Source organism: Dactylosporangium vinaceum, from assembly GCF_019904175.1.
GTDB lineage: Bacteria > Actinomycetota > Actinomycetes > Mycobacteriales > Micromonosporaceae > Dactylosporangium > Dactylosporangium vinaceum.
In genome coordinates, this window is the sequence record NZ_CP061913.1 from 2,024,802 (window position 1) to 2,042,081 (window position 17,280).

Annotated in this window: 14 protein-coding genes; 9 read left to right on the top strand and 5 right to left on the bottom strand. The window is 72.9% G+C overall.

Annotated features, from left to right (window positions below; translation table 11 throughout):
- Window positions 1-3: 3 nt before the first annotated feature.
- Window positions 4-771 (top strand): SAM hydrolase/SAM-dependent halogenase family protein, encoded by a 768-nt coding sequence (locus tag Dvina_RS08770; protein ID WP_223101908.1) that lies wholly within the window; start codon window positions 4-6, stop codon window positions 769-771.
- Window positions 772-803: 32 nt separating this feature from the next.
- Here Dvina_RS08770 and Dvina_RS08775 read toward each other — a convergent pair whose 3' ends face one another.
- The 3 genes from Dvina_RS08775 to Dvina_RS08785 all read right to left on the bottom strand — a co-directional run bounded on the left by Dvina_RS08775 (window position 804) and on the right by Dvina_RS08785 (window position 7,356).
- Window positions 804-5,303, bottom strand: a complete 4,500-nt coding sequence (locus Dvina_RS08775; RefSeq protein WP_223101909.1) for an ATP-dependent helicase — start codon at window positions 5,301-5,303, stop codon at window positions 804-806.
- 191 nt (window positions 5,304-5,494) lie between these two features.
- Window positions 5,495-6,124, bottom strand: coding sequence for a leucine efflux protein LeuE (gene leuE, locus Dvina_RS08780; RefSeq protein ID WP_223101910.1), 630 nt, complete (start codon window positions 6,122-6,124; stop codon window positions 5,495-5,497).
- Window positions 6,100-7,356, bottom strand: a complete 1,257-nt coding sequence (locus Dvina_RS08785; RefSeq protein WP_223101911.1) for a bifunctional pyridoxamine 5'-phosphate oxidase family protein/GNAT family N-acetyltransferase — start codon at window positions 7,354-7,356, stop codon at window positions 6,100-6,102. Before Dvina_RS08785 ends, leuE begins: the two co-directional genes overlap by 25 nt.
- 1,484 nt (window positions 7,357-8,840) lie before the next feature.
- Between Dvina_RS08785 and Dvina_RS08790 the strand changes: the two genes are divergently transcribed.
- The 3 genes from Dvina_RS08790 to Dvina_RS08800 are packed head-to-tail and all read left to right on the top strand — an operon-like array spanning window position 8,841 to window position 11,880.
- The gene (locus Dvina_RS08790; protein ID WP_223101912.1) at window positions 8,841-9,608 is read left to right on the top strand and encodes a hypothetical protein; all 768 of its coding nucleotides are present in this window, start codon (window positions 8,841-8,843) and stop codon (window positions 9,606-9,608) included.
- A gap of 54 nt (window positions 9,609-9,662) precedes the next feature.
- Entirely contained in the window at window positions 9,663-10,703 is a 1,041-nt protein-coding gene (locus Dvina_RS08795) for a LolA-like protein (RefSeq protein WP_223101913.1), read from the top strand.
- Between the two features lie 34 nt (window positions 10,704-10,737).
- Window positions 10,738-11,880, top strand: a complete 1,143-nt coding sequence (locus Dvina_RS08800) for an acyl-CoA dehydrogenase family protein (protein WP_223101914.1) — start codon at window positions 10,738-10,740, stop codon at window positions 11,878-11,880.
- Here the strand turns inward: Dvina_RS08800 and dhaL are convergent.
- Window positions 11,855-12,481, bottom strand: a complete 627-nt coding sequence (dhaL, locus tag Dvina_RS08805) for a dihydroxyacetone kinase subunit DhaL (RefSeq protein ID WP_246656110.1) — start codon at window positions 12,479-12,481, stop codon at window positions 11,855-11,857. The two genes, Dvina_RS08800 and dhaL, sit on opposite strands and share 26 nt — an antisense overlap.
- Window positions 12,478-13,473: a dihydroxyacetone kinase subunit DhaK gene (dhaK, locus tag Dvina_RS08810; protein ID WP_223101915.1), complete on the bottom strand. Its 996-nt coding sequence runs from the start codon at window positions 13,471-13,473 to the stop codon at window positions 12,478-12,480. Before dhaK ends, dhaL begins: the two co-directional genes overlap by 4 nt.
- Window positions 13,474-13,491: 18 nt before the next feature.
- On the opposite strand from dhaK, the gene dhaM reads away from it, so the two are divergent.
- From dhaM to recA, 5 genes are all read left to right on the top strand, one after another.
- Window positions 13,492-13,899 carry a dihydroxyacetone kinase phosphoryl donor subunit DhaM gene (dhaM, locus tag Dvina_RS08815; RefSeq protein ID WP_223101916.1) on the top strand — a complete coding sequence of 136 codons (408 nt, stop codon included), beginning with the start codon at window positions 13,492-13,494 and terminating at the stop codon, window positions 13,897-13,899.
- Window positions 13,900-13,906: 7 nt separating this feature from the next.
- The gene (locus Dvina_RS08820; RefSeq protein WP_246656111.1) at window positions 13,907-14,137 is read left to right on the top strand and encodes an HPr family phosphocarrier protein; all 231 of its coding nucleotides are present in this window, start codon (window positions 13,907-13,909) and stop codon (window positions 14,135-14,137) included.
- The gene (locus Dvina_RS08825; protein ID WP_223101918.1) at window positions 14,130-15,515 is read left to right on the top strand and encodes an MFS transporter; all 1,386 of its coding nucleotides are present in this window, start codon (window positions 14,130-14,132) and stop codon (window positions 15,513-15,515) included. The genes Dvina_RS08820 and Dvina_RS08825 overlap by 8 nt, the downstream gene beginning before the upstream one ends.
- A 51-nt stretch (window positions 15,516-15,566) precedes the next feature.
- Window positions 15,567-15,767 carry a DUF3046 domain-containing protein gene (locus Dvina_RS08830; protein WP_223101919.1) on the top strand — a complete coding sequence of 67 codons (201 nt, stop codon included), beginning with the start codon at window positions 15,567-15,569 and terminating at the stop codon, window positions 15,765-15,767.
- Between the two features lie 157 nt (window positions 15,768-15,924).
- Entirely contained in the window at window positions 15,925-16,974 is a 1,050-nt protein-coding gene (gene recA, locus Dvina_RS08835; protein WP_223101920.1) for a recombinase RecA, read from the top strand.
- The last annotated feature ends 306 nt before the right edge of the window (window positions 16,975-17,280 follow it).

Sequence of the window (17,280 nt, forward strand, 5' to 3'; positions counted from 1 at the left end):
GCGATGATCTCCTTCACCACCGACTACGGCCTGTCCGACGGCTTCGTGGCGGCCTGCCACGGCGTCCTGGCCCGCCTGGCCCCGGCCGCCCGCGTCATCGACATCACGCACCTGATCCCGCCGGGCGACATCCGCCGCGCCGCCGCGATCCTGGCCCAGACCGCCCCGTCCCTGCCGGGCGCCGTCCACCTGGCCGTGGTCGACCCGGGCGTGGGCACGGCGCGCCGCCCGGTGGCGCTGTCCACCCGCGACGGCAGCCTCCTGGTGGGCCCGGACAACGGCCTGCTCCTCCCGGCCGCCGAGGCCCTGGGCGGCCTGTCCACGGCCGTGCACCTCACGAACGCGGCGTGGTTCGCCCCCCAGGTCTCCTCCACGTTCCACGGCCGCGACATCTTCGCCCCGGTGGCGGCCAGGCTGGCCACGGGCTCACCGCTGCACGAGGGCGGCCCGGAGATCCACGATTTGACGAACCTGCCGCCGTTGTACTTCGAGCAGGCCCCCGGCCACCTGAGCGCCGACGTGCAGACGATCGACCACTTCGGCAACGTCCAGCTGGCCGCCCCGGCCGCGTGCCTGGCCGACGTCCCCGCGACGGTCGAGGTCAACGGCGTGCCGGCCGTGCACGGAGCAACGTTCGCCGACGCCGACCCGGGCGCCCTGGTCGTGTTCACCGACTCGGCCGGCTACGCAGCGGTGGCCGTGAACGGTGGCAACGCCGCCACCCGCCTCGCACTGACATCGACCTCCCGGGTAACCATCACCTACGCCTGACCCGCGAGCACGCCGCCCGAGCCACCGATACGTCAGCCGCGAAGCCGCAGACCGCGCGGCGTGCTGCGGAATCCCGCCCCGGCCAGCGCATCCCGCAGCGGCGACTGCAGGATCGACTCCCCGTCGGCCCGCTCGACGGACATGGCCCCCAGCGCACCCCCGTGGACAGCGTCGGCCAGTGCTTTCGCCGCTAACGCCAGCAGCTCCGCATCATCCGCATAGGACAGCAGCGTCCGCCCGCCGCGCTCGACGTACAGGATCAGGTCGCCGCCCACGGTCACCACCAGCGACCCGGCCTTGCGCCCGGCGCGGTGCCCCGACCGCTCCCCGTCCCCGGCGTCGACGACCCGCTCGGGCCAGGGCAGCGCCGCCCCGTACGGGTTGGCCGGATCGGTGGCCGCCAGCACCAGGGCGTCGCGGTGCTCGGACCCGCCGCGCAGCCGGTCGACCGCGCCGGGCAGTGCGAACTGCGCCGCGCCCAGGCCCTCGACGAAGTACCCGCGCCGGGCCGCCCCCCGCTCCTCCATGGCGGCCAGCACCGGATAGACCCCGGCGAACGCGCCCGGCAGGTCCTCCGCCATGACCGCACCGCGGGTGACGACCCCGTGCCGGTCGAGCAGGAGCTCGGCGTTGGCGGTGGCGCGGCGGGTGGTGTCGAGATCGCGATCGGGCAGCCGATACCAGCGGCCGGCGGCTGTCGGCGGGCCGGTCCGGGCCGCGGCCAGCGAGGCCCGGCCCAGGGAGAGCGAGCCCGCACGGCGGTAGCGGGACTTCGGGGCGGACGGGCGGGAGCGGTGTGCCCCACCGCCGCTGAGCTTGGCCCGCAGCGGGGCGATGGTGTCGTTGGAGAGGTGGCCGGCCCAGACCAGGTCCCAGAGGGCGGCGATGAGCTCGCCCTCGGGGGCGTGGATGGTCTCCGCCAGGCCGCGGAAGAACAGCGCCTGACCGGCGGCCAGAGCCTCCAGGATCGCCTCGTGCAGCGGGCCGCCCACCTCGGACGGCGCGGGCAGCAGCAGCGGGGCGGCGTCGGCGAAGGCCAGCGTCACCCAGCCGTCGTGCTCGCCTATCGCGCCGGTGCCGGCCCACACGAGGTCGCCGGAGGCGGTGAGCTCGTCCAGGTACGCCTGGCTGTAGTCCGACACCCGCGCCGGCAGCACGAGCCGCTCCAGGGCCGAGGCCGGGATCGGGAGGCCCTGGAGCTGCTCGATGGCGGAGGCGACGGCCTCGGCGCCGCGGGCGCGGGCGGAGCCGATGTGGTGCCACTGCGGGAGGAAGCGGGCCAGGACGCGGGGCGGCACGGGCTCGATCTCGCGGCGCAGCGCGGCCAGGGAGCGGCGGCGCAGGAGGCGCAGGATCTCGGCGTCGCACCACTCGGTGCCGGCCCCGTCGGGTGAGAACTCGCCGGAGACGGCCGAGGGCAGGCGGCGCAGGGCCTGCTCGACGACGAACACGCCGAGGCCGAACCGGGAGGCGCAGGCCGCCGCCGTGAACGGGGCGTGCGTGCGAGCGTAGCGGCTGACCAGGTCGGCGAGCGGGTCGGCGACCGGATCGAGGTAGGCGGTGGGCAGCCCGACCGGCAGCGCCACACCCAGCGCGTCGCGGTAGCGGCCGGCGTCCTCGACGGCGATCCAGCGCGGCTCGCCGGCGATGCGGACCTGGATCGCCCGGCGCTGGGCGGCCAGCTCCTGCGCCCAGGCCGGGTCGGCGCCGCGGACCGCGAGACCGTCGTCGGCGAGGTCGCCCAGGACCCGCAGCATCTCGGCGACGTCCTCGGCGTCGCGGGGGGTGCGCTGCTCGCCGAGCCACTGCAGGGTCGCCTCGGTCTCGGCGACGACCGCCGGGTCGAGCAGCTCGCGCAGCTCCACCCGGCCGAGGAGCTCGGCCAGCAGTGTCGGGTCGAGCGCGAGGGCGGCGGCGCGGCGCTCGGCCAGGGGCGCGTCGCCCTCGTAGAGGAAGGCCCCGACGTATCCGAACAGCAGCGACCGGGCGAACGGCGACGGCCGCTGCGTCTCCACCTCGACCAGCCGCAGCTTGCGGCCGGCGATGTCGCGCATGACCCCGACGAGGCCGCCGACGTCGAACACGTCCTGGAGGCACTCGCGGGCCGCCTCCAGGGTGATCGGGAAGTCGGCGTAGTCGCGGGCCACGTCGAGCAGCTGGGCCGAGCGCTGCCGCTGCTGCCACAGGGGCTGCCGGCGGCGGGGGTCGCGGCGGGGCAGGAGCAGGGCCCGGGCCGCGCACTCGCGGAACCGGGCGGCGAACATCGCCGACGTGCCGACGGTCTCCTCGACGATCGCGGCGATCTCGTCCGGGTCGAAGGCGACCAGGTCGGCGCCGGGCGGCTCGTCGGCGATGTCGGGCAGGCGGACCACGATGCCGTCGTCGCTGGGCATGACCTGGGCGTCCACGCCGTAGCGCTCGTTGAGCCGGCGCCCGATCGCCAGCGCCCAGGGCGCGTTGACCTTCGCACCGAGGACACAGTGGACGGTCATCCGCCAGTCGCCGAGCTCGTCGCGGAACCGCTCGACGAGCACTGTGCGGTCGTCGGGCAGGTGTCGGGTCGCCTCGCGCTGCTCGCGCAGGTAGGCGAGGAGGTTGTCGGCCGCCCAGTCGTCGAGTCCGCCGTTGCGCAGGTGGGCCCGGGCCGCCTCGTCGCCGGACTTCACGAACCCGCGCAGCCGCGCCCCGATCGCCCGGCCCAGCTCCACCGGCCGCCCCGGCGAGTCGCCCTTCCAGAACGGCATCTTCGCGGCGGCGCCGGGCGCGGGGGAGACGAGCACCCGGTCGGGCGTGATGTCCTCGATCCGCCAGGACGTCGAGCCGAGCAGGAACACGTCGCCGACCCGCGACTCGTACACCATCTCCTCGTCGAGCTCGCCGACCCGGGCCGCTTTCTCGGCACCGGCCAGGAACACCCCGAACATGCCCCGGTCGGGGATCGTGCCGCCGCTGGTGACGGCGAGCCGCTGGGCGCCGGGCCGGCCCGTGAGCACCCCGTCGGTGCGGTCCCAGACGATCCGGGGCCGCAGCTCCGCGAACGCCGTCGACGGGTATCGCCCGGCCAGCATGTCCAGCACCGCGAACAGCGCGGACTCCGGCAGGTCGGCGTAGACGGCGGCCCGGCGCACCAGCGCGGCGAGCTCGTCGACGGTCCACGGCTCCATCGACACCATGGCGACAATCTGCTGGGCCAGGACGTCGAGCGGGTTGCGCGGGTAGCGCAGCTCCTCGATCCCGCCCTCCACCATGCGCTCCGCGACGACGGCGCACGAGACCAGGTCGCCGCGGTGCTTGGGGAAGACCACACCCCGGGAGACGGCCCCGACCTGGTGCCCGGCCCGGCCGACCCGCTGCAGCCCGGCGGCGACGCTCGGCGGCGCCTCGATCTGCACCACCAGGTCGACCGAGCCCATGTCGATGCCCAGCTCCAGGCTGGAGGTGGCGACAACGGCCGGCAGCTGCCCGGACTTGAGCGCCTCCTCGATGTGCTTGCGCTCCTCGCGGGCGACGCTGCCGTGGTGGGCCCGGGCCACGATGGGCGGCGCACCCCCGGCCATCCCGGCCTGGGCCATCATCTCGGCCGGGCTCCGGGCCGGCTCGTCCTGCGGCACCCCCGCGCGCGCCGCGGCCAGCTCGTTGATCCGGGCACAGAGCCGCTCGGCCCCGCGCCGCGAGTTGGTGAACACGATCGTCGACCGGTGGGCCTGGATCAGGTCGAGCACCCGCTCCTCGACCGCCGGCCAGATCGACGCCTGCCGGGGTGCACCGTCGTCGTCCTCGCCGGGCGCGGCCTCCCCGAGCGCCGTCATGTCCTCGACCGGCACCTGTACCTCAACCTCGATGGTCTTGGCACTGGGCGGCTGGACGATCTCCACGGACGCCGCGCCGCCCAGGAACCGTGCCGTCTCGTCGATCGGCCGCACCGTCGCCGACAGGCCGATCCGCTGCGCCGGGCGCTCCAGCAGCGCGTCGAGCCGCTCCAGCGACAGCGCCAGGTGGGCGCCGCGCTTGGTGGCGCACACCGCGTGCACCTCGTCGATGATCACGGTCTCCACCCCGCGCAGCGACTCCCGGGCCTGGGAGGTGAGCAGCAGGAACAGCGACTCCGGGGTGGTGATCAGGATGTCCGGGGGCGTGCGGGCGAAGGCCCGGCGCTCGTCGGCCGGCGTGTCACCGGTGCGCATGCCGACCTTGATGTCCGGCGGCTCCAGCCCGAGCCGGGCCGCGGCCTGCCGGATGCCGACGAGCGGGGCTCGCAGGTTGCGCTCGACGTCGACGGCCAGCGCCTTGAGCGGGCTGACGTAGAGCACACGGCAGCGGCGGGCCGGGTCCTCGGCCGGGCGGGCGGCCAACTGGTCGAGCGACCACAGGAACGCGGCAAGCGTCTTGCCGGAGCCGGTCGGCGCCACGACAAGCGCGTGCCGACCGGCGCTGATCGCCTTCCACGCACCCGCCTGGGCCTTGGTCGGCGCCGCGAACGCCGCGCGGAACCACTCGCTCGTTGCCGCCCCGAACCCGTCCAGCTCAGCCATGCCCCCATCCTGCCCCGGGGGTACGACACTTTTTCAAAGCGACAGCGATTTGCCCGAATTGGCCGTTTTGGCTACTGTGTGCACACCGCGAGACACCCGAACTTGCCTGGCCGGGCAGCGAAGGGGTCCCCCGTCCGGCCGAAGCCAGATGGGGGACCCCGTGCGGTGCGCTCGCCGAAGGCCGGTCGCGATCAGGAGATGCTGGCCGTCGCCAGCTTCACGCTGAAGGCCAGGAACGCGCCCCCGACGAGCGTCGTCAGTGCCTTGGTCAGCGCGCGCCGGGCCCGGAACCGGTCGGCCAGATACTGCCCGCCGAAGATCAGCCCGGTCAGGTACAGCGCGCTCAGCACCTCGACCACGCTTCCGAGCACCAGGAAGCTGACGGCCGGGTGCGGGTACGCCGGGTCCACGAACTGGATGAAGAACGACACGAAGAACAGGATCGCCTTCGGGTTGAGCAGGCTGATCACGAAGGCGCGCCGGAACGGCCGGTCGGCGGGGGCCGGTGGTGCCGCCGCCCGATCCGACTTGCGCAGCGTGTTCACCACGAGCCGGATGCCGACGAACGCCAGGTACGCGGCACCGAGGTACTTCACGATCCCGAACAGCCACGGATTCGCGTGCAGCAGCGACGCCACCCCGCCCGCCGACAGCGCCATGAGCACCGCGTCCCCGAGCCACACGCCCGCGGCGCCGCGGTAGCCGTCGCGGACGCCCCGGCGCGCCGCCACGGAGAGCACGTACAGCGAGTTGGGGCCGGGCAGCAGGACGATCGCGACAGTGCCCAGCAGGTACGTCAGCGGATTGGTGATGCCGAGCACGTCATGCCCTTCGCGTCGAGCGCGGCGGCCAGCCGGTCGTGCGCCGCGGGCCACTCGTCGGTGATCATGGAGTAGAGCACCGTATCGCGCTGGCTCCCGTCCGCGCGCTGGCGGTGGCGCCGCAGCACGCCCTCACGCTGGGCGCCGAGCCGCTCGATCGCTCGCTGTGACCGCTCGTTGCGCACATCGGTGTGCCACTCCACCCTCAGGGCCCCGAGCGTGTCGAAGGCGTACCGCAGCATCAGCAGTTTGGATTCGGTGTTGATCGCGGTCCGCCACCAGGGCCGGCCGATCATGGTGTAGCCGATCGCGACCGAGCGCTGCGCCGGATTCGGCGCGTAGAACGACGTACTGCCGACGATGCGCCCGGTCGCGGTCTCACGCTGCACGAACGGCACGCGGTCGCCGTCGCTCAGCGCGGCCGCGACGATCGCCGCCATATCGGTCACCGAGGCCGGCCGCGGGCTTGTCAGATGCGCCCACACCTCGGCGTCGTCGACCGCCGCGAACAGCTCGGGCGCGTGCGCGTGGTCAAGCGGTTCCAGGTCGACGTGACGGCCACGGAGCGTGACCGGAGCTCTCCACGGCCCCCGTTCCAGACGCAGATAATCCGGCAGGGGTACTGCCTGTGCCTCCGCGGGCACGGGAAGCCCGCGAGTGAGCCGGAGCGGTACGACCCCCGTCCAGTGGGGAAGATCGGCGTCCTCGGGATCGTCACTCGGCCCACCGGCTCTGACCTTTGCCGACACCTCGACGAGGGGCAGCGCCAGCACCATCGTCTGCGCGGCCTCCCGCCGGCTCGGCCGCCGGCTGTCCGCCTCGCGCCCGGGCGCGACCTTGTCCACGAGCGCGGCGAACGCGCGGTCGCGCTCCGCCTCGTCGGTCACCGGGCGCGCGACACCGTGCACGACCACCGAGCGGTAGTTGGCACTGTGATGGAACTGCGACTTGGCCAGGACGAGCCCGTCCATGAGGGTCACCGCGACGCAGACCGGCAGGCCGTCGTCGCGGGCGGCCAGCATCGGCCGGCTCCCGGTGGACCCGTGCAGGTAGAGGGTCTCGCCGACGCGCGCGTGCAGCGTCGGCAGCACCCGCGGCTCGCCCTCGGCCACGAAGCTCACATGGCAGACGTACGCCTCATCGAGCACCGAGTGCACGAGCTCCGCATCGTACGAGGCCCGCTCGGCCAGTCGCCGCGGCGTACTCCGGGCCGTCTGCTGATACGTCTCCACGCGTGGCTCCTTTGTACTAGTACAAAGCGTCTTATGTGGCAGTACATTAGCGCCGGCGTGTGAGCAGCCACAACCAAAAAATGTCAGACCCCCTCACTACTGTCCCGGCCGTCGGGCACCGCTCGCGAAAACGGGGGCGAGCGGTGCCCGCCCAAAACGCGCACCCGTTCCGGCCCAAGAACGGTTGAACCGGCAGAACCCGCTCATCAGGGAGGAAGAGCATGCGCCCAGCACTGGCCTCAGCCGCGCCGCCCACGCCCGCGCCGCCGGCGCACCTGTCGTTCGCCCCGGCTCCTCTACGCCCGGCCGCCGTCCGGCCCGCCCTACCGCGTCGGACCGCGACCTCGCCCGCCGCCACCGCCCACCCGCGCCCGGCCGCGCCGACCTGGTCCGGATGGGGACTCAGGGCCACCTGGCCGGTGCTGACACCACCGGCCGGCGCCACCCACCCGCCGACCTTGCCCCGCCGCACCTCGTCTTCGCTCGCGGTCGCCGCGCAGGTGTCGTCGGCTCCGGTCGCATGGACCGCACTGGGCATCGAGGCGACCGCTCTCGTGCTGACCGCGCCGGCCCGCACCGACTCCGCGTCTGCGCGCACCGACTCCGTGCCGGTGGTCATCGCCCGCGCGGAGCCGGCCCCGGCCGGGTGGCCCGCTCGGGGCGTTACGGCCACATGGCGCGCGCTTACCGCGCCGGCCGCATCGGGCGGTGGTTCACGGGTGTCCGCGCTGTCGGCCCGGCTCTCGTGCGAGCTGATCCCGCCCCCGATCGCCGACGCGGCCGAGCGACCCCGGCTACGGCCGGTGGTGCCGTTCGCTCCCACGGCAACCGGTGCGCCGTCCGCGCCCGCGATGCCGCCCGCGCCCGCCATGTCCTCCGCGCAGGTCGTGCTGTCCGCGCCCGCGATGCCCTCCGCGCCCGCCATGTCGCCCGCGATGCCGGACTCGGCGCTCGGGCAGTTCGAGGGCGAGCGCGCTGACCCCTCCGCGCCCACCATGTCGCCCGCGCCCGCCATGTCCTCCGCGCAGGTCGTGCTGCCGGCGCAGGTCGTGCCGCCGACGAGTGGCGCGCAGATCGCGGCGGTGTCGGCGGGCGGTGCTGTGGTTGCTGCGCTGGGCTGCGGTGACGTCGTTGCGATGCCGGTTGGTAGTGCGGTGGTGGCGGCGCTGGACTGCGGTGACGTCGTTGCGGTGCCGGTTGGCGATGTGCCGGCTGTGGCGGGGCCGGTCGGTGGTGCTGGAGTCGCGGCGGGGGGTCGCGGTGATGTCGTCGCGGTGCCGGTTGGTGGCGCAGTGGTGGCGGCGGGGGGTCGCGGTGATGTCGTCGCAGTGCCGGTTGGTGGCGCAGTGGTGGCGGCGGGGGGTCGCGGTGATGTCGTCGCGGTGCCGGTTGGTGGCGCGGTGGCGGTGGCGGGGAGTCGCGGGGCTGTGGTCGCGTTGGGGGCGGTCGGGGGGCCTCGGAGGCGGCGGAGGGTGGGGCGGCGGGTGAAGGCGTTTACCGGGGTGGTCGTGGGGCTGCTGGTCGTGCTCGTGCTCGCCGGGTGCGGGGGAGCGGCGCCGCGGAGCGGGTCGACCTCGGCGGCGGCGTCGGGCGGGCCGGCGGGGAAGGACGTGCTCGTCGGGGCGGTGAAGGCGCTGCAGGCGACGACGTACGGGTACACCATGAAGATTGACAATGGAACTGTCACAGGCGTTGTCGATCCGGCCGGCAAGCGGCAGGCGCGGCTCGACTCGGTGGCTTCGGGCGTCAAGTTCTCGCTCGAGGGGATCGTTGTCGGGGGTGGGGAGCGGTACTTCCGGACCAGCATTCCCGCGGCCGGGGTCAACGCGAAGAAGTGGTATCGGTTCGACCGGACCAAGGTGAACCACACCGAGATCATCGGGCTGTTCGAGACCGACGACCCGACCAGCAGCAAGGACTTCGCGGCCCGGGTCGGTGAGGCGCATATGGGCGACGAGGGCAAGATCACGGGGACCTACGACCTGACCCGCGGCGGCGACCTCGGGCTGGCCGACCGGGCCGATCTGGCCGCGCTGGGGGCCCGGGCCAAGGCCGCGCCGTTCGTGGTGACGCTCGACGCGCAGGGGCGGCTGGCCTCGGTGAAGGTGACTGTCCCGGAGTACGCGGGGACGGCCCAGCGCACGCTCACCGTCGACTACCGCGACCTGGGCAAGCCGGTCCAGCTCACGGTGCCCAAGCCGGCCGAGATCGCCCAGGCCAACGCCGCTGTGTACAACCTGTTGAACAACTGAACTTTCGCTTTCGCCGGCCCTCGCGGCCACGCCCCGCCCGGTACGCTCCGCCGCGTGATGGAGACGACCGGCCCGTCGACCCACCCCCGCCCAGCGCGGCCCGCCGACCACCCCGCGGCCGGCGAGCACCGGACCCGTCCTTCGCGGGCCGCCGATCACCTCGCCACCGGAGAGCACGAGCCGCTGTGCGGTGCCGGGCCGCTCGACGGCGCCGGCCCGATGCACGGTGCCGGGCCTATCGACGGCGCCGGCCGTCCGCGTCCGGCGGGCCGGCTGCGTGGCGCCGGTGGCCGGGGCGTCGGACGAAGTGTCGGCCGGAGTGCTGGATGGGGCGGCGGCACGGGTGGTGGGGCGGGTGGTGGGTGGAAGGTGCTCGCCCTGGTCGGTGCGGTGGTGGCCGGGGTGATGCTGGCCGGGTGTACGGGGAGCAAGGCGCCCGCGCCGGGGCCGTCGGTCAGCGCCAAGCCGTCGCCCACGGGGCTGGCGGCCGGGGTCTGGCATCTCGGGTTCGCCAGTTACCGGTTCAAGGTCGTGGCCAAGGAGGGCAGCTACGCGGGGGCCATCGATCCCGTCGCCGACCTGCTCAACGCCTCGGTGTCGGTCAGCTCCGGCGGGGCCTCGCTGACGATCGACACCGTCGAGGTGCGGGGCAACGCCTACACGCGGCTGACCGGGTTGCCGCTGCCCGGGTTCGATGGGCAGCTCTGGTACAGCGTGGACACGGCCAAGGTGACGAGGCCCGGGTCGCTCGGGCTCAGTGCGATCAAGGACCCGACCGGAGTGCAGGCGCTCATCGCGGCCGCGCACGATGTCCGGCGCGACGGGAGGAAGTACGCCGGGACCGTCGACATGACCCGCGTCGCCGCCTGGGGGCCCGTCAACGTCGCCCAGGTCATGCAGCTCGGGGCGGCGGCCAAGGCGGTGCCGTTCGAGGCCACCGTCGATGACCAGGATCGGCTGGCCACCGTGACCGTGAGCATCCCGGACAACCCCGTGACGGCCACCTACTCCGACTTCGGTGCGCCGGTCACGGCCGACGAACCCAAGGGCGCGCAGCCGCTCCCGGACCACCTCTACGGAATGCTCGGCCTCTAGTCGAGACCGTGTCTCGCGGCGCACACTTTCGCGCATGGAGCAGCACCTGTACGAGGCTGAGCACCAGGCGTTCCGGGACCTCTGCCGCGAGTTCCTGGCCCGCGAGGCAGTCCCGCACAACGACGAGTGGGACAAGGCCGGGATCGTCGATCGCGAGATCTGGCGCAAGGCCGGGGCCGCCGGGCTGCTCGGGATGGACGTCGACGAGGAGTACGGCGGGGGCGGGCAGAAGGACTTCCGGTTCAACGCCGTGCTCGTCGAGGAGATCGTCGCGGCCGGGGCGTCCGGGCTCGGGTTCGGGCTGCACAACGACGTCGTGGCGCCGTACCTGACCGAGCTGACCACCGAGGAGCAGAAGAAGCGGTGGCTGCCCGGGTTCTGCTCCGGTGACATCGTGACCGCCATCGCCATGAGCGAGCCCGGGGCCGGCAGCGACCTCGCCGGGATCCGGACCACCGCGGTGCGCGACGGCGACTCGTGGGTGCTCAACGGGCAGAAGACGTTCATCACCAACGGGGAGATGGCCGACCTCGTCGTGGTCGTGGCCAAGACCGACAACGCCAAGGGTGCGCACGGGATCAGCCTGTTCGGCGTCGAGACCGGCACGCCGGGGTTCACGCGCGGGCGCCGGCTGGAGAAGGTCGGGCTCAAGGCCAACGACACCGCCGAGCTGTTCTTCGACGACTGCCGCATCCCCGCCGACCACCTCATCGGCCAGGAGAGCGCCGGCTTCTACCACCTGATGGCCAACCTGCCCCGCGAGCGCCTCGGCATCGCCGTGGCCGCTGTCGCGTCGGCGGAGGCGGTGCTGGCGATGACGCTGGAATACGTCCGCACCCGCGAGGCGTTCGGCCGGCCCATCGGCAAGTTCCAGCACAACCGGTTCCTGCTGGCCGAGCTCGACACCGAGGTCACGATCGCGCGGACGTTCGTCAACCACTGCATCGCCGAGCAGAACGAGGGCCGCCTCTCCGTCGCCGACGCGGCGAAGGCCAAGTGGTGGACGACCGAGCTGCAGAACAAGGTGGCCGACCGCTGCGTGCAGCTGCACGGCGGGTACGGCTTCATGCTGGAGTACCCGGTCGCGAAGGCGTGGCTCAACAGCCGGGTCCAGACCATCTACGGCGGCACCACGGAAATCATGAAGGAGATCATCGGCCGGTCGCTCGGGCTGTGACGTCGGCCAGCGCCTCCAGGATGAGCGCTGTCGACGTGGCGCCCGGGTCGGGGTGGCCGACGCTGCGCTCGCCCAGGTAGGACGCTCGGCCCTTGCGGGCCTGGAGCGGTACTGTCGAAGCTGCCCCGGTTTGTGCGGCTTCTGCGGCGGCGCGGGTCGCGATCTCCTCGCCGTCGGCGACTGCTGCGGCGTAGGCCGCGACCGCGGGCGCCAGGGCGTCGACCATCGTCTTGTCGCCGACCTCGGCCTTGCCCAGCCGGCGGACGCCGTCGAGCGCGGCCTGCAGGCCCTCGGTGAACGTGCCGCCCTGGCGCAGGGTCTTGCCCAGGGCGCGGAACACCGTGCCGTAGAGCGGGCCGCTCGCGCCGCCGACCTTCGACAGCAGCGTCGTGCCGGTCTTGCCGAGGACGTCGCCCGCCGAGTCGGCCGTGTACGTGCCCAGGGCCGCGGTCACGGCGTCGAAGCCGCGGCGCAGGTTCACGCCGTGGTCGCCGTCGCCGATCGCGGCGTCCAGGTCGGTCAGGTGCTCCGCCTCCGCGCGCACCGCCTCCGCGGCGGCGGCGATCCAGGCCCGGGCCAGCGCCTCGTCCACGGCCGTCACGCTCCCCAGCGCAGGGCCGGCGTGCGCACGGGCGCGTCCCACAGGCGCAGCAGCTCGTCGTCGGCGCGGCAGACCGTGAGCGACAGGCCGGCCATGTCGAGGCTCGTCACGTAGTTGCCGACCAGGGAGCGGGCGATGGTGGCGCCGGCGGCGGTGAGGAGGCGGGAGATCTCGGCGTACATGAGGTAGAGCTCGATCTGGGGTGTCCCGCCCAGCCCGTTGACCAGCACGATCAGCGGCTCGCCGGCCAGAGGTTTCGCGCTGACGACGGCGTCGACGATGAGTTCGGCCAGCTCTTTTGCCGGGCGCAGCTTCTCGCGGCGGCGCCCCGGCTCGCCGTGGATGCCCACACCGACTTCGATCTCGTCGGCGGCCAGGTCGAATCCTGGCTTTCCAGACGCGGGAGTCGTACCCGCTGTCAGCGCGACGGCGAACGAAGCCGATCGATCATTCACCGTACGCGCGGTCGCGGCGACGGCGGCCAGATCGGCGCCCTCCTCCGCGTGGGCCCCGGCGATCTTCTCGACCAGGAGCGTGGCCCCGGTGCCGCGGCGGCCGGCGGTCCACGTCGAGTCCTCGACCGCGACGTCGTCGTCGACGAGCACCGCCTCGACCCGCAGGCCCTCCTCGTCGGCCAGCTCGGCGGCGAGCTGGAAGTTCATCACGTCGCCCGTGTAGTTCTTGACGATGTGCACGACCCCGGCGTCGGCGTCGGCGGCCTTCGTCGCGGCCAGGATCTGGTCGGGCACGGGTGCGGTGAAGATCTCACCGGGGACGGCGGCGTCGAGCATGCCGAGGCCGACGAAGCCCGCGTGCAGCGGTTCGTGGCCGGAGCCGCCGCCCGAGATCAGGCCGACCTTGCCTGGCCGGGGCGCGTCCGCGCGGGCGACGTACTGCTCGTCGAGGTCCACCCGCAGCTCGGGATGGGCGGCGGCGAGCCCGGCGAGCGCCTCCCGGACGACGTCGGCCGGGTCGTTGATGAACTTCTTCATGGACATAGCATGCCTGGTATGGGATCACCCGTGGGGCGCCAGGTAGTCGGCATCGTGCTCGTGTCGCACAGCGAGCGGCTCGCGCACGGGCTGCGCGACATGCTGGTACAGGTCGCGGGGGAGGAGGTGCCGATCGAGGCGGCCGGCGGCACCGACGACGGCAGTCTCGGCACCAGCTACGACCGCATCCTGGTCGCCATCGACCGGGCCGACCGGGGCGCCGGGGTGCTCGTGCTGACCGACCTGGGCAGTGCGGTGCTCACGGCGCGGACCGTCCTCGAGGATCGGGTCGCCAACGACGCGGTGCTCGTCGACGCGCCGTTCGTCGAGGGCGCGGTCGCGGCGGCGGTGCTGGCCGGCACCGGCGCGGCGCTGGACGCGGTCACCCAGGCGGCGGTGGAGGCCCGCGATGTCCGCAAGCTCTGAGCGCTCCGTGGTGCTGCTGGAGGATCTGCACGCCCGGCCGGCGGGTGCGTTGGTGCGCGCGGTCGCGCGATTCCACAGTACCGTCGAGGTGGTTTTCGGTTCGAAGAGCGCGAATGCCCGCAGCGTCCTTGCGGTGATGGCGCTCAATGCGACAAAGGGCTCGACGGTCCTCGTGCGGGCGGATGGCGAGGACGCCGACGAGGCCGCGGACGCGGTAGTCTCGGTGCTCGTTGACTGATTCGACGGCCGTCGACGTCTCGGCGCTCCAGCGGCGGACGCTCGGCCTGCTCGTCAGCACCCAGATCGTCGGCGGGCTCGGTGTGGCCAGCGGCGTCTCGGTCGGCGCGCTGCTGGCGGCCTCGCTGGCCGGGCCGTGGGCGGCGGGGATCGCCGGAAGCTGCGCGGTCATTGGCGCGGCGGTGATCGCGATCCCGGCGACGCGGCTGATGCGGACGGGCGGGCGGCGGCCGGGGCTGGTCTTCGCCTACGCGCTCGGGTCGCTGGGCGCGCTGCTGGTGGTGCTGGCCGTGCAGCTCGCGTCGGTGCCCGTGCTCTTTCTCGGCACCCTGCTGTTCGGGGGGTCGAGCGCGGCGAACCTGCAGTCGCGCTACGCCGCCGTGGACCTCGCGGAGCCGGATCGGCGGGCTCGGCACCTCTCGACGGTCGTCTGGGCCACTACGGTGGGGGCGGTGCTGGGCCCTAACCTGGCACCTTTGACGGATCGGTTTCTGCCGGAGTACGCGGGGCCGTACCTGTTCAGTGCCCTCGCCTTCGCTCTGGCCGCCGTGGTGATCTCCGTGCTGCTGCGGCCGGACCCGCTGCTGACTGCGGCGGCGGTGGCGACGTCTTCTGCTGCTGCTCCTGGCTTGGCTTCCTCGGGCTCGGCCGTCGGCTCTGGCTCGGCCTCTGGCTCTGGCTCCGGCCTCGGTCCTGGCGCTGGTCCTGGCGCTGGCCCTGGCTCGGGTTCTGGCGCTGGTCCTGGCTTGGGTTCTGGTCCTGGTTCCGGTTCCGGCTCGGGTTCGGATTCTGGGGAGAGGGCCATCTGGCGGCAGGCGGCTCTGACCATCCGGGACAGTGCCGGCGCTCGGACCGGGGTCGCCGCGGTTGCCGTCGGGCACGTCGTGATGGTCGGCGTGATGTCGATGACGCCCGTGCACATCGGCGAGTACGTCCACGACCACGGTGACCTGCTGCGCGTCGTCGGCCTGGTGATCAGCATCCACATCACCGGCATGTACGCCCTCTCGCCGGTCATGGGCCTGCTGGCCGACCGGCTCGGGCGCCGCCCCGTCATCCTCGGCGGCGTCGGCCTGCTGGTCCTGGCCTGCGTGCTGGCCGGCACGGCGGCCGAGAGCACGTGGCGGCTCTCGACCGGCCTCGCCCTGCTGGGGCTGGGCTGGAGCGCGACGATGGTGGCCGGCTCCACGTTACTTTCGGAGTCGGTACCGCTGGAGCGCCGGGCGAGCGTCCAAGGGCTCTCCGACGTCATCATGGGGGTCGCGGGGGCTTCGGCGGGCGCATTGTCGGGGCTTGTCGTTGACTTCTTCGGGTACCCGGTGCTGTGTCTGCTCGCGGGTGTCGCCGTGGTGCCATTGGTCGCCCGGGTGCTTCGTTAGGGCTCGCGCCCGTCATCAGGTCTCGGTCTTGTACTTCGTTAGGTTGGGTTCGTGCGTCTGACGGATTTCTGGCAGCGGCTCGAGCAGGTTTTCGGGCCCGGTTACGCAAAGAGCATCGCTCATGACCAAGTGTTGTCGCAGCTCGGCGGGTTGACCATCGAGCAGGCCCTCGCCGGCAACTTCGATACCGCCGATGTGTGGCGCGCTGTAGTCGCGGCATATCCGGAGCGTGTTCCAAGCCGCTTACGCTGATGTTTTTCGGCGTGTCGACGTGCTGATCGTACAGATGTACGGGTACTCTTCTCGCTCGTTGGGGCGTCGCAGCGGATTTTTTGTCATACCCGGCGCCTAACGTGTCAGCGTGACCAAGCGAACGCCGACGAAGACCGCGAACCCAGGGGTGACGGACATGGCAGTGCAACCTGACCGGGAGAAGGCGCTGGGGCTCGCCCTCTCGCAGATCGACAAGCAGTTCGGCAAGGGCTCCGTGATGCGGCTCGGCGAGCGCGTCATCGCGCCCCAGGCCATCATTCCGACCGGCTCCATCGCCCTCGACGTGGCGCTGGGCATCGGCGGCCTGCCCCGCGGCCGCGTGGTCGAGGTCTTCGGCCCGGAGTCCAGCGGCAAGACCACGGTCGCGCTGCACGCGATCGCCAACGCGCAGGCCCAGGGCGGCATCGCGGCGTTCATCGACGCCGAGCACGCCCTCGACCCCGACTACGCCAAGGCTCTCGGCGTCGACACCGACGCCCTCCTGGTCTCGCAGCCCGACACCGGTGAGCAGGCCCTCGAGATCGTCGACATGCTGGTGCGCTCCGGCGCCCTCGACATCATCGTCATCGACTCGGTGGCCGCCCTGGTGCCCCGCGCCGAGATCGAGGGCGAGATGGGCGACAGCCACGTCGGCCTCCAGGCCCGCCTCATGAGCCAGGCCCTCCGCAAGATCACCGGTGCCCTCAACAACTCCGGCACCACGGCGATCTTCATCAACCAGCTCCGCGAGAAGATCGGCGTCATGTTCGGCAGCCCGGAGACCACGACCGGTGGCCGCGCGCTGAAGTTCTACGCCTCGGTCCGCCTCGACGTGCGCCGCATCGAGTCGCTCAAGGACGGCACCGACGTGGTCGGCAACCGCACCCGCGTCAAGGTGGTCAAGAACAAGGTCGCCTCCCCGTTCAAGCAGGCCGAGTTCGACATCATGTACGGCAAGGGCATCTCCCGCGAGGGGTCCCTCATCGACGTGGGCGTCGAGCAGGCCATCATCCGCAAGTCGGGCGCCTGGTACACCTACGACGGCGACCAGCTCGGCCAGGGCAAGGAGAACTCGCGCAAGTTCCTGCGCGAGAACCCCGACGTCGCCGCCGAGATCGAAAAGAAGATCAAGGAAAAGCTCGGCGTCGGCGTCGGCCAGTCCACCGACGCGGCCGGCGGCCCGGAAGCCGCTCCGGTCGACTTCTGATCGGGCGCTCTGCTCTGCGTTCCCGTCGCCGGCCTTCCGGGGCCGTTGACCGCCGATCGATGGATGGCCTGCCCGCCGGAGTTCTCGGCCGGCAGGCCGCCCGGCTCGACACCTACCTGGTCGACTCCGACGTGCTCGGCTTCTACCGGTCGGTTCGGCCCGGTCGCCTCGATCGGGTGCTTGTTCGTCGTTCTCCGCGGCCTGGGGTCTGCTGGTCTCCGGCCTCCGGTCGGCGACCCGTGGTCGTCGACCACCGGTCACCGGCCTGAGGTCTCCGGCCACTGGTCCCTGGCCCGCGGGGGAGTG